Genomic DNA, 14,983 nt, shown 5'->3' with positions numbered 1-14,983 from the left:
CCACCCTAGCCAGGCCCCGCCCCGAAATGGTATCGACGCCGGGTTTAGCGTTGACGCCATGACCACTGCTTCCGTCGACGTCGACACGGCCCGCCGCGACTACGCGGCCCTGGTCGACCGCGGCCTCTCCCTCGACATCACCCGCGGCAAGCCCTCCCCGGAGCAGCTCGACCTCGCGAACGGCCTGCTGACCCTCCCCGGCGACGGCACCTTCAAGGCCGAGGACGGCACCGACGTCCGCAACTACGGCGGCCTCAAGGGCCTGCCGGAGCTGCGCCGCATCTTCGCCGGCGCCCTGCAGGTCCCGGCCGGGCAGCTGCTCGCCGCGGGCAACTCCAGCCTCGAGCTGATGCACGACGCCGTCGTCCAGGCGCTGCTGTCGAAGCTCCCCGGCGCCGAGCGGCGCTGGGCCGACGAGCCGGCCCTGAAGTTCCTCGCTCCCGTCCCGGGCTACGACCGCCACTTCGCGCTCACCGAGCGCTTCGGCATCGAGCTGGTCCCGGTGCCGATGACCGAAGACGGCCCCGACATGGACGTCGTCGAGCGGCTGGTCGCCGAGGACAGCGCCGTCAAGGGCATCTGGTGCGTGCCGAAGTACAGCAACCCGACCGGTGTCACGTTCAGTGACGACGTCGTCCGGCGGCTCGCCACCATGACCACCGCGGCGCCCGACTTCCGGATCTTCTGGGACAACGCCTACGCCGTGCACCACCTGACCGACGACGAGCCGGCACTGGCCGACGTCCTCGCGCTGGCCACCGAGGCCGGGAACGCCGACCGCGTCTTCGTCTTCGGCTCGACCTCGAAGATCACCTACGCCGGTGCCGGCGTCGGCTTCTTCGGCGCGTCCGAGGCCAACCTCGCCTGGTGGGTCGGCAACATCGGCAAGCGCACCATCGGCCCGGACAAGGTCAACCAGCTGCGCCACGCCCACTTCCTCAAGGACGAGGACGGCGTCCGCGCGCACATGCGCAAGCACGCCGAGATCATCGGCCCGAAGTTCGAAGCCGTCGACCGCATCCTCACCGAGGAGCTGAGCGACCTGGCGTCCTGGACCAAGCCGACCGGCGGGTACTTCGTGTCGCTGACCGTCCCCCAGGGCACCGCGAAGGAGGTCGTGCGGCTGGCGAAGGAGGCCGGCGTCGCGCTGACCCCCGCCGGGGCGACCCACCCGCACGGCGACGACCCGGCCGACGCGGTCATCCGCATCGCGCCGACGTTCCCGGTGCTCGCCGACGTCGAGGAGGCCGTCCGCGCGCTCGCCGTGTGCGTCCGGCTCGCCGCGGCCGAGCAGGCCTGACCTGCGCAACGCTCTGACCTGCGAAAACAGAATAAGCAAGAACTTTTTCCCGATTTGACCGAGCCGGGGGCCGTCCGGGTACGTATGACCGGTGGGTGAGGTGGACGAACTCGTCACGAGAGGACGTCCCCCGGTGTTCGGAAAACGCTACACACAGCAGCTCGTCGAGCGCAGCGCGGAGAACGCGACCGACCGCCGCCGCTTCCTCAAGGCTGCGGGAGCGGCGGGGCTCGGCGTCGCGGGTGCCGGCGCGCTCGGTACCGCGCTCTCGCTGGGCCTCGGCTCGGCGGGTGCGACTTCGCAGTACCCGGAACAGAACGCGCAGGACGCCGCCGCCAGCGACGCCGCGGTGCTGAACTTCGCGCTCAACCTGGAGTACCTCGAGGCGAACCTCTACTCGTTCGCCGTCTACGGCTACGGGCTGAACGAGAAGTACGTCAACGGAGTCGGCAACCTCGGCAAGGTCTCCGGCGGGCACGCCGTGAAGTTCAAGAGCGAGCACACCAAGCAGATCGTCCAGGAGATCGCCGGCGACGAGGTCGCCCACGTCACCTTCCTGCGCAAGGCGCTCGACAAAGCCGCCGTCGCGCAGCCGGAGATCGACTTCCAGAACAGCTTCACCGCCGCCATGCAGGCCGCGGGCGTGATCAAGGAAGGCCAGACCTTCGACCCGTTCGCGAGCGAGAACAACTTCCTGCTCGCCGCGTTCCTGTTCGAAGACGTCGGCGTGTCCGCCTACAAGGGCGCGGCGCCGCTGGTGAACAACAAGACGTTCCTCGACGCGGCGGCGGGCATCCTCGCGGTCGAGGCCTACCACGCGGGCATCGTGCGCGGGCAGCTGTTCGAACGCGGCCTCGGCGACATCACGAACAAGATCTCCGATGCCCGCGACAGCCTCGACGGCAAGGCCGACGACGACGAAGGCGTGCTCAAGGACGGCAAGGCGAACCTCGTCCCGGCGGACGCCAACGGCATCGCGTTCGGGCGGTCGGCCGACCGGGTGCTCAACATCGCCTACCTCAACCCGGACAAGGTCTCCTCGGGCGGTTTCTACCCCCGCGGCCTCAACGGCGACATCGCCACCAGTGGCGCCAAGGAGTGAGCGCCGCGTGCCGCCGTCACGGTAACGTCGGGGACGGCGGCACGCGGAGTCCACGAGGGGGAGCACGGTGCGAGTTCTGGTCGCGGGTGGCGGCATTTCCGGCACGGTCACGGCGATGGCGCTGAAGCGGGCCGGACACGATCCGGTGGTCTTCGAGGCCTACCCGGCCGGCGGGGACGACATCGGCGCGTTCCTCACGATCATGCACAACGGCATGGACGCCCTGCGCGCGATCGGCGCCGACCGGCCGGTGATCGACAGTTCGTTCGCCGCGCACGGCGTCGAGCTGGTCCTCCCGACCGGGGAAATCGCCGGACGCCGTGAGTTCGGCACCGAAGGCCTCGACGGGCCGCGCACGATGACCCGAGCGGCGCTCTACCGCGTCCTGCAGGACGAAGCCGCGCGCCGGGGCGTCCCGATCGAACGCGGCAAGCGCTTGGTCGACGCGAAGCCGGACGGTAGCGGTGTCGCCGTCGAATTCGCCGATGGCACCGCCGAAACGGGTGACGTGGTGGTGGGCGCGGACGGGTTGCACTCGGTGGTCCGGGAGCTGATCGACCCGGACGCCGACGCACCGCGCTACACCGGCCAGACGATCGTCTGGGGGTACACGCGTGCGCCGGGGCTGCCGTCGGCGGCCGGGATCTACCGCATGGTCCGCGGGAGCAAAGCGGCCTTCGGGTTCACGACCGCCCCGGACGGAGCGACGTTCTGGTTCGCCCGCATCCCCGACGCCGAGCGCTCCCGCGAGGCGATCGCGGCCGTGACCCCCGAGGGGTGGCGCGAGTTCGCGCACGCGGCGTTCGCCGGGGAACCGTTGCCCTGCACGGACATCATCGCCGCCACCGGCGACGAGGTGTTCGGCGGCCACTCCTACGACGTCCCGCGGACGCGGATCTGGTCGACGCCGGAAATGGTGCTCGTCGGCGACGCCGCGCACGCCGCGGCCCCGGCCGACGCGCAGGGTGCGTCGATGGCGATCGAAGACAGCGTCGTTCTCGCGCAGTGCCTGCGCGACCTGCCGGACCCGGCATCGGCGTTCGCGGCGTACGAAGGACTTCGGCGCGAGCGCGTCGAGAAGCTGGTCGCGTCTAGTTCGGGCCAGGACGTCGGCGAAAAGCCGGGCTGGGTCTACGAGCACCACATCGACTGGGACGCGAAGATCACCGCTTAGCGCTGGGTGCCGCACGAGTCGCGGACCACCAGTTTCGTCGGCAGGCGCACGGGATCAGGCGCCGTCCCGGTTTCGATCATCGCCAGCAGCGCGCCCGCCGCCGCGGTGCCGAAGCCCGGCTTGTCCTGGGCCACCGTCGTCAGCGCCGGGTCGACCAGGGAGGCCACCTCGATGTCGTCGAACCCCACCACGGCCAGGTCGGCCGGCACCCGCAACCCGGCCGCGCGGGCCGCCAGCAGGGCGCCGACCGCCATCTCGTCGCTGGCCGCGAACACCGCCGTCGGCGGGTCCTTGCGGGCCAGCAGCCGCCGCATGCCGACGAACCCGCTCTCGCGGTAGAAGTCCCCGGCGACCACGAAATCCTCGCGCGGTGGCAGCCCGGCCTCGGCCAGCCCGCGCCGGTAGCCCTCGGTGCGGGCCGCGGCGGGCGCGTTGCCGCGGGGGCCGGTGATCGTCGCGATCCGGTCGTGGCCGAGCGCGGCCAGGTGCCGCACGGCTTCCGCCGCGCCCGCCGCGTTGTCCGAGGTCACGTAGGTCGCCCGCGGACCCGACAACGCCACGTCCAGCGCGACGCACGGCAGCCCGGACTGGGCGAACGCGGTGAACGCCTCGGCGTCGGTGCCGCTGTCGATCAGCACCAGCCCGGCCAGGTGGTGGCGCCGAGTCATGCTCACGTACGCGATCGGGTCGGCCAGCGACACGCCGGGGTTGCGGTCGCGGGCGTCGTCGCTCGTCGCGAGCATCAGCAGGTGGTAGCCGTGCGAGCTGAGCGCGGACTTGAGGCCCAGCAACAGGTCCTGCAGGAACGGGTGGCGCCAGCCGGGCCGCCGGTGGTCGGTGTCCCAGACCAGCCCGACCATCGCCGACCGCTGCCGCGACAGGGCCCGCGCCGACTCGTTCGGCGAGAAGTCGAGCTCTCTCGCGACGCGTTCGACGTTCTCGCGCGTCGTCGCGCTGACCGTGGCGGGGCGGTTGAAAACGCGCGACACGGTCGCGACCGAAACCCCGCAGAGCTGGGCGATCTCGCGCGCGGTGACCATGGGGAACCTCCTGAGCTGTAACCGGTTACATTCCTAGCACATGATCTCTGGCTGGGAAAACCCGCAAGTGCGTTACCTTTTCGTAACTTGACGAAACACCACTGGGAGCGCTCTCATAGGTCCCGCGTTTTCCGACCGGCCCGCAGAACAACGGAGATCTCATGCGCCCGAAAACGACAACCCGCCGTTTCCGCCTGATCGCGGGCGCGGTGTGCGCCGGCCTCGCGGCGGTCACCGCGCTGAGCGCCTGCGGGAGCAGCGACGCCGGCGGTGGCGGCAAGGTCAAGCTCAGCCTCGGCCTCTTCGGCAACTTCGGCTACACCGACCTGATCAAGGAGTACCAGGCGGCGCACCCGGACATCGAGATCACCGAGCGGACCGCGGCCTACTCCGACCACCACAAGAACCTCGCCGCGCACCTGGCCACCGGCGGCGGCGCCGCGGACATCGAGGCGATCGACACCGGGTACGTCGCCCAGTTCAAGGCGACCCCGGACAAGTTCGTCGACCTCAACACCGTCGGCGGCGACAAGCTCAAGGACCGCTGGCTGGGCTGGAAGTGGTCGGCGTCGCTGGCCAAGGGCGGCCAGCAGATCGGCTACGGCACCGACGTCGGCGGCCTGGCCATCTGCTACCGCCGTGACCTGCTCCAGAACGCCGGCCTGCCCGCCGACCGCGACGCCGTCTCCGCGCTCTGGCCCACCTGGCAGGCGTTCTTCGACGCGGGCAAGCGCTTCCAGGCCAAGGCGCCCAACGGCGTCAAGTGGATGGACGGCGGCCCGACCGTGCTCAACGCCATCTTCGGCCAGGCGCCGGTCGGCTACTACGACCAGAGCGACCAGCTCGTCGTCGCGAGCAACCCGGCGCTGCGCACCGGCTGGGACCAGGTCGTCGACGCCGTCAAGGCGAACCTTTCCGCAGGCCTGCTCTACAGCACGCCCACCTGGAACACCGGCTTCACCCAGGGCCAGTTCGCCACCGTCACCTGCCCCGCCTGGATGATGACCAAGATCAAGGACCAGGCGCCGGACACCTCGGGCAAGTGGGACGTCGCGAGCGTGCCCGGCGGGGGCGGCAACTGGGGCGGCTCGTACCTGACCGTGCCCAAGCAGGGCAAGCACACCAAGGAAGCCGCCGAGCTCGCCGCCTGGCTGACCGCGCCCGAGCAGCAGGCGAAGGTCTTCACCAGCGAAGGCCTGCTGCCCTCGACGCCGTCGCTCTACACCGACCCGAAGATCACCGCCTACACCAACCCGTTCTTCAACAACGCGCCGGTCGGCAAGCTCTTCACCGACGCCGCCAAGAAGCTGAACCCGCAGTACCAGGGCCCGAAGGCGGGCGACGTCCAGACGGAGTTCGGCAACGCGATGCAGCGCGTCGAGCAGGGCAAGCAGGACGGCGCGGCGGCGTGGCAGCAGCTGGTCGGTGACGTGGCGAAGATCAAGTAATGGCGGTGCCGGCAAAAACGCTGTCCTTCGCCGATCGGCGGCACAAGTGGGACGTCAAGCTGTCGCCGTTCGGCTTCATCAGCCCGTACTTCCTGATCTTCGGCGTCTTCGGGCTGTTCCCGCTGCTCTACACGGCTTTCGTGTCGCTGCAGAAGCGCAACCTGCTCGACGCCGAGGGCGCGACGTTCATCGGGTTCGGCAACTACGAGCAGCTGCTGTTCCACGACCCGTACTTCTGGAACGCGATGGGGAACACGGTCAGCCTGTGGCTGCTGACCACGATCCCGCAGATCCTGTTCGCGCTCGGCATCGCGCACCTGCTCAACCGCAGGCTGCGCGGCCGGACGCTGTTCCGGATGGGGATGATCCTGCCGAACATCACCTCGGTGGCGGCGGTGACGATCATCTTCGCGCAGCTCTTCGGCCGGGACTTCGGGCTGGTGAACTGGGCGCTGAGCTGGTTCGGCGGCGGGCACGTCGACTGGCAGGCCGGCACGGCCAGCTCGCACACCGCCATCGCGGCGATGGTGGTGTGGCGCTGGACCGGCTACCACGCGCTGATCTTCCTGGCGTCGATGCAGGCGATCCCCTCGACCATGTACGAGGCGGCCACCCTCGACGGCGCGAAGGGGTGGCAGCAGTTCTGGCGGATCACCGTGCCGTTGCTGCGGCCGCAGATCATCTTCTCGACGGTGATCGCGACGACCGGGAACATGCGGCTGCTCGCCGAGCCGCTGCTGTTCAACCCCGGCACGGCCGCCGCCACCGGTGGCTCGGACCGGCAGTTCCAGACCGCCGCGCTCTACCTCTACGAGCAGGGTTTCACCAAGTACGACTTCGGCTACAGCTCGGCGATCGCGCTGGTCCTGGCCGTCGTCACGATGCTCGTCGCGGGCCTGTCGTACCTGGTGACCCGGCGCATCCAAACGGACTGAGGAGCGGACATGACCACCGTGCTGACCCCGGCCGCACCCGCGCCGCCGGCGGCCCCCGGGCGGGCCCGGCGCCTCGTGCGCCGGGTCGCGAGCCCGTGGACCTACGCCGCGCTGATCGCGATCCTGGCCGGCTCGGCGTTCCCCGTGTACTGGTCGTTCGTCGTGTCGTCGCAGACGACGGAAGCGGTCGGCAGCGTGCCGCCGGTGCTCGTGCCCGGCGGGCACCTGTTCGAGAACATCGCCCGCGTCTTCGACGAGTCGGACTTCGCGCTGGCGCTGGGGAACTCGATGATCGTCGCGGGCACGATCACGGTGTCCGTGGTGCTGTTCTCGACGCTGGCCGGGTTCGCCTTCGCCAAGCTGAAGTTCCGCGGCCGGACCGTGCTGCTGCTCGTCGTGGTCGCCACCCAGGCGATCCCGACCGAGCTGGGCGTCGTGCCGCTCTACATGATGATGGCCGACTTCGGCTGGGCCGGGCAGCTGCAGGCCGTGATCGTGCCGGGCCTGGTCACCGCGTTCGGCGTGTTCTTCATGCGCCAGTACTTCGAGCGGGCGCTGCCGCTGGAGCTCCTGGAGGCCGGGCGGATGGACGGCTGCAACTCGCTGCGGCTGTTCTGGCACGTCGCGCTGCCGGCCGCCCGCCCGGCCGCGGCGGTGCTCGGGCTGTTCACGTTCATGCAGGCGTGGAACGACTTCTTCTGGCCACTGGTCGTGCTGGTGCCGGAGAACCCCACCGTCCAAACCGCACTGTCCACCCTGGCCAGTGGCTACACCACCGACTACACCCTCGTGCTCACCGCCGCCACCATCGGCACCGTCCCCGTCCTGCTCGTGTTCCTGCTGTTCGGCCGCCAGATCGTCGGCGGCATCATGCAGGGCGCGCTCAAGGGCTGACCCCGGGAGTTGACCGTGACCACCAGTTTCCCGCCCGGCTTCCGCTGGGGCGTCGCCACCTCGGCGTTCCAGATCGAAGGAGCGACCACCGCGGACGGCCGTGGACCGTCCATTTGGGACACCTTCGCGGCGGTCCCCGGCGCGGTGGCCGGGGGTGACACCGGCGAGCCGGCGGCGGACCACTACCACCGCTGGCCCCGCGACGTCGCCCTGCTCGCCGCGCTCGGCGTCGACTCCTACCGGTTCTCGGTGTCCTGGCCGCGGATCCAGCCGTCCGGCCGCGGCGCCGTCTCCGCGAAGGGCATCGGCTTCTACCGGCAGCTGATCGAAGCGGTGCGGGAGCAGGGGATCGAACCGTTCCTGACGCTGTACCACTGGGACCTGCCGCAGGCCCTGGAGGACGACGGCGGCTGGCGGTCCCGCGACACGGCGGCGCGCTTCGCCGAGTACGCGGCGCTGGTGCACGAGGAGCTCGGCGACGTCGTCGACCACTGGACGACGCTGAACGAGCCGTACCCGTGCGCGGTCGCGGGCTACGGCGAAGGACGCCACGCGCCGGGTGCGCGGGAAGGGCACGGGGCCCTCGCCGCGGCCCACCACCTGCTGCTCGGGCACGGGCTGGCCGTGCGGGCGATGCGTGCGCAGGCCCCGCCGCAGCACCAGTTCGGGATCGTGCTCAACCAGTCGCCGGCGGTGCCGGTGACGGACTCGGCCGCGGACGCCGCGGCGGCGGCCCGCCAGGACACGCTGCTGCGGCGCCAGTTCACCGACCCGCTGTTCGGCGGCCGGTACGCGCCGGGCCTGGCGGCGATGTTCGACGGCGTCTCGGACTTCTCGTTCCGCCACGACGGCGACCTGGAGACGATCGGCGCGCCGCTGGACTACCTGGGCGTGAACTACTACTACCGGATCCACGTCGCGGACGCGCCCCACCGCGAGCCGGACCCGGCGCTGCGCACGGTGGCCGACATCGGCGTGGACACCTCGCGGCTGCCGGCCGTCCCGCGCACGGGCATGGGCTGGCCGGTGGAGCCGGAGGGGCTCACGGAGGCCCTGGTGAGCCTGCACAACCGCTACCCGGCGCTGCCACCGCTGTACCTCACGGAGAACGGCTGCGTGTACGCGGACCGAAGCGATTTCGCCGACTACGAGCGCATCTCGTTCCTGAGCGAGCACATCGAGGCAGCACGCACCGCCGCGGCGGCGGGGGTGGACCTGCGGGGGTACTTCTGCTGGTCACTGCTGGACAACTTCGAGTGGGCCCACGGGTACAAGCACCGGTTCGGCCTGGTGCACGTGGACTACGCGACGCAGGAGCGCACTCCACGGGCGAGCTTCCGCTGGTACCGCGACCACATCGCCACCCAGCGGTCCGGCTGACAGACTCCTCCCCATGGACGGCGTGCTGACCGGTGTGATCGCGATATCCGGAACCTTGGCGGGCTCGAGCCTCACCTATCTGTTCGGGCTGCTGGCCACCCGGCGAACGGAGCGCGTGGCTCGTGAGGAGCGGCTTCGCCAGGAACGGATCAGCGCGTACGTGGCCTTCGCGGGAGCGATGACCGAACTCCGGCAGTCCGTGATCGCGAAGTGGTTCCTCAAGCAACGAGACGACGAGGAGAAGAAGCGGGCGGCGTACACGGAGTCGGACAAGCGCGGTGCCGCGGCCGATCACGCGCGGCTCAGGATGCAGATGCTCACCGACGACGCCGAGCTCCTCCGTCTCGCCGACGTCACTTTCGAGCCGATCAAAGAGCTCCACGATTCCCCGGACGTCGCCACCCTGCGCAAGCACGAAGAACACAGTCAAGCGGTCCTGTCGGCGTTCATCCAAGCCGCGGGGCAGCAGGTCCGGGCACTCCCGGGCCGGCCCGTAACGCCGTGAGGGGCACCTCCAGGGCTTCGACGTCCCTGGAGGTGCCCCTCACGGCATTCGGCTACTTCTTGTACAGGCCTTCGATGTCGTTCGCGTAGTTCTTCGACACCACGTTGCGCTTCAGCTTCAAGCTCGGCGTGATCTCGCCGCCGGCCTCGGTGAAGTCGTTGGCCAGCACCGTGAACTTCTTGATCGCCTCGGCCTTCGACACCTGCCGGTTCGCCTCGTCGACCGCCGCCTGGATCTCGGCCAGCAGGTCGGCGTCCGTGGCGAGCTCGGCCACCGAAGCGCCGGCCGGCTTGCCGTGCTGGGACTTCCAGGCCGGGAAGTACTCCTCGTCCACCGTCACCAGCGCCGCGATGAACGGGCGCTGGTCGCCGACCACCATCGCCTGGCTCACCAGCGGGGCCGCCTTGATCGTGTCCTCGAGGCCGGACGGGGCGACGTTCTTGCCGCCCGCCGTGACGATGATCTCCTTCTTGCGGCCGGTGATCTTGAGGAACCCGTCCGCGTCCAGCTCGCCCAGGTCGCCGGTGTGGAACCAGCCGTCGGTCAGGGACTCGGCCGTCGCCTGGGGGTTGTTGTAGTACGCCCCGAACACGACGTCGCCCTTGAGCATGACCTCGCCGTCGTCGGCGATGCGGACCGACGTGCCGTTGACCGGCTTGCCGACCGTGCCGACGCGGAACGCCGTCTGCGTGTTGACGTTGGCCGCCGCGGACGTCTCGGTCAGGCCGTAGCCCTCGAACACCGGGACGCCGATGCCGCGGAAGAAGTGCGCCAGCCGCGCGCCGAGCGGGGCACCGCCGGACACCGCCGCCACGCACCGGCCGCCGAGGGCCGCGCGCAGCTTGCCGTAGACCAGCTTGTCGAACACCAGGTGCTTGAGCTTCAGGGCAACCCCGGCGCCGCCCTTGTCCTGCGCCTGGCTGTACTCGACCGCGACCGCCTCGGCGGCGTCGAAGATCTTGCCCTTGCCGTCGCCGTGGGCCTTCTGCTTCGCCGAGTTGTAGACCTTCTCGAACACGCGCGGCACCGCGACCACGAACGTCGGCCGGAACGTGCCCAGGTCGGCGACCAGGTTCTTGACGTCCGGGGTGTGCCCGAGGGTGACGCGGGCGGTCAGCGCGGTGACGGCGATCGCGCGGGCCAGCACGTGCGCCAGCGGCAGGAAGCACAGCAGCGAGTTGCCCTGCTCCATGAGCTGCGGGAACGCCTCGATGTCGGCGCGGATCTCGGCCAGCAGGTTGCGGTGGGTCAGCTCGACGCCCTTGGGGCGGCCGGTGGTGCCCGAGGTGTAGACGATCGTGGCGAGCTCGCCCGCGCTCACCTCGCGGCGGCGTTCGTGCAGCTCGTCGTCCGACAGCGGGGCGCCGATGGCGGCCAGCTCTTCGACGGCGGGGGAGTCGCCCTCGATCTGCCAGGTGTGGTCCAGCTCGGTGAGCCGGTCCCGGATCTCGCCGACCGCCGCGGCGTGGGCGTTCGTCTCGACGAACACGCCCTTCGCGGCCGAGTCGGAGAGGATCCAGTACACCTGTTCGGGGGAGGAGGTGTCGTAGATCGGCACCGTCACCGCGCCCGCCGCCCAGATCGCGAAGTCGATCAGCGTCCACTCGTAGCGGGTCTTGGACATGATGGCGACGCGGTCGCCGCGGCCGATCCCGGCCTGGGCCAGGCCCTTGGCCACCGCCAGCACCTGGCCGGCGAACTCCTTGGCCGTGACGTCCAGCCAGGTCCCGTCGACCTGGCGGCGGAAGCTCACCACGTCGGAGAACCGCTCGGCGTTCGCCCAGACGACATCGGACATGTTCTCGTCGTCGGCCACCGGCTTGCCGGCGGGAGCGCTGTATTCGCGCACGTGGACCTCCGTGTTCAACGCGTGCGGCGGGCGACACCGCTGTTACCCGCCAGTCAACTTAGCGTGGTGAGCACCTTAAGACCATGCTGATCGCCGTCGCACGGCGAGGGCGTGACATTCTTCGCACGTGAACGCGCCACCCTCACTCGACATCGTCGACGAGACGTTCCTCGCCGTTCCGCCGGCCACCGTGGCCGCGGTCTTCGCCGCACCGGCGTCCTGGCGGCGCTACTGGCCCGACCTGGTCCTCGAGGTCTACACCGACCGGGGGGACAAGGGCCTGCGCTGGACCGTGCGGGGCGCGCTCGTCGGTACGATGGAGGTCTGGCTCGAGCCGGTGCTCGACGGCACCCTGCTGCACTACTTCCTGCGGGCGACCCCCGCCGACGCGGCCGGGACGCCCCGGGAACTGGCACCACGCGGCCTGCGCCGGGAGTTCGACCGGCGGGCCCGCGCGGCGAAGGAGATCGCGCTCGGGCTCAAGGAGATCCTGGAGGACGGGCGCGAGCCCGGCGTTCCTCCGCGCGGCGAGGGCTGAAGGGGGACCAGGGGTGCGGGTACACGTCGTCTCGGACGTGCACGGCAACGCGGACGCGCTGAAGCGGGCGGGGGACGGGGCCGACGCGCTGGTCGTGCTCGGCGACCTGCTGGACTTCGTCGACTACCGGGAGCACGACAAGGGCATCATGGGCGCCCTGTTCGGCGCCGAGAAGGTGGGCGAGTTCGCCCGCCTCCGCCGTGAAGGCACCCGTGACGAAACCGTTGCCTACTCGCGGACGCTCTGGGCGAGCCTCGACGACCCCGTCGGCGCCGTCGACGAGGCCATCCGCACCCAGTACGCGGCGCTCTTCGCGGCGATGACCGCGCCCACCTACGCCACCCCCGGCAACGTCGACACCCCGGCGCTGTGGCCGGAGTTCGCCGGCGAGGGCATCCGGGTCCTGGACGGCGAGGTGGCTGAGATCGGCGGCCTGCGGTTCGGGTTCGTCGGCGGCGCGCTGCTGCCCGACGGCGTCGTCCCGCGCCGCCGCAAGGGCGCCGCCTGGCGCCCCTACCTGCGGGATCGCGAGGACTACGACCGCAGTGTGGCGGCGCTCACCGAGGTCGACGTCCTCTGCACGCACGGCCCGCCCGCGCTGCCGGAGCTGACCTACGACGTCGTGGCGCGCCGCAGCGAGATCGGCTCGACGGCGCTGCTCGAGCTGATCCGCACCCAGCGGCCGCGCTGGTCGGTGTTCGGGCACGTCCACCAGCCCCTGGCGCCCCGTGCCCGGGTCGGCCTGACCGAGTGCCGTAACGTCGGTCACTTCAAGGAGACCGGGCAGCCGTACGTGCTGCGCTGGTGACCGACCGCGGCGGCTACGCTTCGTCCCATGGCCGAGCAGTCCACACAGTCCATCGAGGTCGACGCCGAGCCCAGCCGGGTGATGGCCGTGATCGCCGACTTCCCCGCGTACCCGGAATGGGCCAAGGCCGTCCGGCAGACCGAGGTCCTCGACACCGACGCTGACGGGCGCGCGAAGCAGGTCAAGCTCACCCTCGACGCGGGCCCGATCAAGGACGTCTACACCCTCGAGTACGACTGGGACGGCGACGGCCTCGGCGTCAGCTGGCACCTGGTCAAGGGCCAGATGCAGAAGGCGCAGAACGGCCGCTACGCGCTGGAGGACCTCGGGGGCCGGACGCGCGTGACCTACACCCTGTCGGTCGAGCTGGCGCTGCCGATGATCGGCCTGCTGCGCCGCAAGGCCGAGAAGATGGTCATGGACACCGCGCTGAAGGAGCTCAAGAAGCGGGCCGAGGGGTAGCCGCGTGCGGATCCTGCTGTTCACCGGCAAGGGGGGTGTCGGGAAGACCACGCTGGCCGCGGCCACCGGCGCCGCCCTGGCCGCCCGCGGCAGGAAGACCCTCGTCGTGTCCACCGACCCGGCGCACTCGCTCGGCGACGCCTTCGGCCACACCCTCGGCGCCGAGCCGTCCGAAGTGGACGCCCTCCTGTCCGCCGTGCAGATCGACTCGCGCACCCTGGTCGACACCTCCTGGCACCGGCTGCGGGCCGAGCTGCAGACCGCCCTGTCCGGCGCGGGACTCGACACCCTGGACGCCGAAGAGCTGACCGTGCTGCCCGGCGTCGACGAGCTGCTCGCCCTCACCGAGGTCCGCCGGCTGGCCGAAGACGGGCCGTGGGAGACCATCGTCGTCGACTGCGGGCCCACGGCCGAGACGCTGCGGCTGCTCGCCCTGCCCGAAGCCTTCTCCGGCTACCTGACCCGCTTGTGGGTGCCGAAGCAGGTCACCGAGTCCGTGCGCCGGCTCGGCACGCACCTCGACGGCCTGCGCGCGCTGCTGACCGAGCCGTCGGTGACCACGGTCCGGCTGGTGCTGACGCCGGAGCGGGTGGTCGTCGCCGAAGCGCGGCGCACGCTCAGTTCCCTGGCCCTGCGCGGGATCGCCGTCGACGGCCTGGTCACCAACCGGCTGATGCCCGCGCCCGGGTTCTGGCGCGGCGGCGCCGGGTCGTGGCTGCGCACCCGCCGGACGCAGCAGGACACCGTGCTGGCCGAACTCTCCGCCGCCGGGTTCACAGCGGTCTCGCGCGTCGAGCACCGGGCCGTCGAGCCGGTCGGGCTGCCCGCGCTGCTGGAGATCGCCGCCGAGCTCTACCGCGACGGCGACCCCCTCGACGGCAACGGCACCCCGGTCACCCCGCTGCTGCGGGTCCGCCCGGCGCCGGACGGGTACACGCTGCGCATCGCGATCCCGCTCACCCGGGACGCCGAGGTCGACCTCGCCCGCGTCGACGACGACCTGGCGATCACCGTGGACGGCTTCCGCAGGCTCATCGCCCTGCCGGAGTCGCTGCGGCCGTGCCGGATCACCGGCGCGGAATCCGACGCCGACGGCCTGGTCGTGAGCCTGGCCGGGAACCGGGGACGCGGGTGAGCGAAGAGGACGAGGCGGCCGGGCCGAAGCTCGCGGAGGAGATCCGCCTGCTCGTGGAGATGGTCGTGGAGAAGGCGGCGCCGTGGCTCGAAGGGGTCGTCGTCGCCGGGCACGGGGACCCTGACCAGGCGAAACCGGACGCCTCGGCGTGCGGCTGGTGCCCGCTGTGTGCGATCGTCGCCGTTGTGCGAGGTGAGCGCCCGGAATTCGCGGCCCGCTTGCTGGAACAGCTGGCGCAGCTCGTGGCGTTGCTCCGGGCGGTGCTCGCGGACCGCTGGGAGCCGGACGAGGGCGTGCACATGCCCGGGTTCCGGCCCGCGCCGCGGCCACCGGCGGACGCTTCGGTGTCGGTGCGGGTGCAGCACATCGCCGTCCGCCGGCGCGACGAGTGGGAGAGCTGAGTGCGGACGATA

Annotated in this window: 15 protein-coding genes; 13 read left to right on the top strand and 2 right to left on the bottom strand. The window is 71.0% G+C overall.

Going from position 1 to position 14,983, the window contains the following annotated elements; all coding sequences use genetic code 11:
* Positions 1-58 precede the first annotated feature (58 nt).
* From QSK39_RS41995 to QSK39_RS41985, 3 genes are all read left to right on the top strand, one after another.
* Complete coding sequence (locus QSK39_RS41995; RefSeq protein WP_285483368.1) at positions 59-1,300, top strand: aspartate aminotransferase type Ic; 1,242 nt, start codon at positions 59-61, stop codon at positions 1,298-1,300.
* Between the two features lie 133 nt (positions 1,301-1,433).
* Positions 1,434-2,402 (top strand): ferritin-like domain-containing protein, encoded by a 969-nt coding sequence (locus QSK39_RS41990; RefSeq protein ID WP_285483367.1) that lies wholly within the window; start codon positions 1,434-1,436, stop codon positions 2,400-2,402.
* Positions 2,403-2,469: 67 nt separating this feature from the next.
* Complete coding sequence (locus QSK39_RS41985) at positions 2,470-3,576, top strand: FAD-dependent monooxygenase (RefSeq protein WP_285483366.1); 1,107 nt, start codon at positions 2,470-2,472, stop codon at positions 3,574-3,576.
* On the opposite strand, the gene QSK39_RS41980 is transcribed toward QSK39_RS41985, so the two are convergent.
* Complete coding sequence (locus QSK39_RS41980) at positions 3,573-4,616, bottom strand: LacI family DNA-binding transcriptional regulator (RefSeq protein WP_285483365.1); 1,044 nt, start codon at positions 4,614-4,616, stop codon at positions 3,573-3,575. The genes QSK39_RS41985 and QSK39_RS41980 overlap by 4 nt on opposite strands.
* A gap of 161 nt (positions 4,617-4,777) precedes the next feature.
* On the opposite strand from QSK39_RS41980, the gene QSK39_RS41975 reads away from it, so the two are divergent.
* From QSK39_RS41975 to kilB, 5 genes are read left to right on the top strand one after another with little or no spacing between them, the layout of a single operon-like run.
* Positions 4,778-6,064, top strand: a complete 1,287-nt coding sequence (locus tag QSK39_RS41975) for an ABC transporter substrate-binding protein (RefSeq protein ID WP_285483364.1) — start codon at positions 4,778-4,780, stop codon at positions 6,062-6,064.
* On the top strand, positions 6,064-6,999 hold the full coding sequence (locus QSK39_RS41970) for a carbohydrate ABC transporter permease (RefSeq protein ID WP_285483363.1): 936 nt from the start codon (positions 6,064-6,066) through the stop codon (positions 6,997-6,999). Before QSK39_RS41975 ends, QSK39_RS41970 begins: the two co-directional genes overlap by 1 nt.
* 9 nt (positions 7,000-7,008) lie before the next feature.
* Entirely contained in the window at positions 7,009-7,893 is an 885-nt protein-coding gene (locus QSK39_RS41965) for a carbohydrate ABC transporter permease (RefSeq protein WP_285483362.1), read from the top strand.
* Between the two features lie 15 nt (positions 7,894-7,908).
* Positions 7,909-9,273 (top strand): GH1 family beta-glucosidase, encoded by a 1,365-nt coding sequence (locus tag QSK39_RS41960; protein WP_285483361.1) that lies wholly within the window; start codon positions 7,909-7,911, stop codon positions 9,271-9,273.
* Positions 9,274-9,286: 13 nt separating this feature from the next.
* Positions 9,287-9,778: a plasmid transfer protein KilB gene (kilB, locus tag QSK39_RS41955; protein WP_285483360.1), complete on the top strand. Its 492-nt coding sequence runs from the start codon at positions 9,287-9,289 to the stop codon at positions 9,776-9,778.
* A gap of 52 nt (positions 9,779-9,830) precedes the next feature.
* On the opposite strand, the gene QSK39_RS41950 is transcribed toward kilB, so the two are convergent.
* Positions 9,831-11,627 carry an AMP-dependent synthetase/ligase gene (locus QSK39_RS41950; protein ID WP_285483359.1) on the bottom strand — a complete coding sequence of 599 codons (1,797 nt, stop codon included), beginning with the start codon at positions 11,625-11,627 and terminating at the stop codon, positions 9,831-9,833.
* A 127-nt stretch (positions 11,628-11,754) separates the two neighbouring features.
* Between QSK39_RS41950 and QSK39_RS41945 the strand changes: the two genes are divergently transcribed.
* Genes QSK39_RS41945 through QSK39_RS41925 form a run of 5 tightly spaced genes read left to right on the top strand, consistent with a single transcriptional unit; the run spans position 11,755 to position 14,971 of the window.
* Positions 11,755-12,165, top strand: a complete 411-nt coding sequence (locus QSK39_RS41945) for a polyketide cyclase / dehydrase and lipid transport (protein ID WP_285483358.1) — start codon at positions 11,755-11,757, stop codon at positions 12,163-12,165.
* A 13-nt stretch (positions 12,166-12,178) separates the two neighbouring features.
* Positions 12,179-12,973, top strand: a complete 795-nt coding sequence (locus QSK39_RS41940) for a metallophosphoesterase family protein (RefSeq protein WP_285483357.1) — start codon at positions 12,179-12,181, stop codon at positions 12,971-12,973.
* Between the two features lie 27 nt (positions 12,974-13,000).
* Positions 13,001-13,435, top strand: coding sequence for an SRPBCC family protein (locus QSK39_RS41935; RefSeq protein ID WP_285483356.1), 435 nt, complete (start codon positions 13,001-13,003; stop codon positions 13,433-13,435).
* A 4-nt stretch (positions 13,436-13,439) separates the two neighbouring features.
* A complete protein-coding gene (locus QSK39_RS41930; RefSeq protein WP_285483355.1) occupies positions 13,440-14,570 on the top strand; it encodes an ArsA family ATPase in 1,131 nt (376 codons plus the stop codon).
* Positions 14,567-14,971, top strand: coding sequence for a hypothetical protein (locus QSK39_RS41925; RefSeq protein WP_285483354.1), 405 nt, complete (start codon positions 14,567-14,569; stop codon positions 14,969-14,971). The genes QSK39_RS41930 and QSK39_RS41925 overlap by 4 nt, the downstream gene beginning before the upstream one ends.
* The last annotated feature ends 12 nt before the right edge of the window (positions 14,972-14,983 follow it).

Source organism: Amycolatopsis sp. NBRC 101858 (assembly GCF_030269325.1).
Taxonomy (GTDB): Bacteria; Actinomycetota; Actinomycetes; order Mycobacteriales; family Pseudonocardiaceae; genus Amycolatopsis; species Amycolatopsis ponsaeliensis.
Note: the sequence above shows the minus strand (reverse complement) of the source record. Positions and strands in the feature narration are given on the sequence as shown.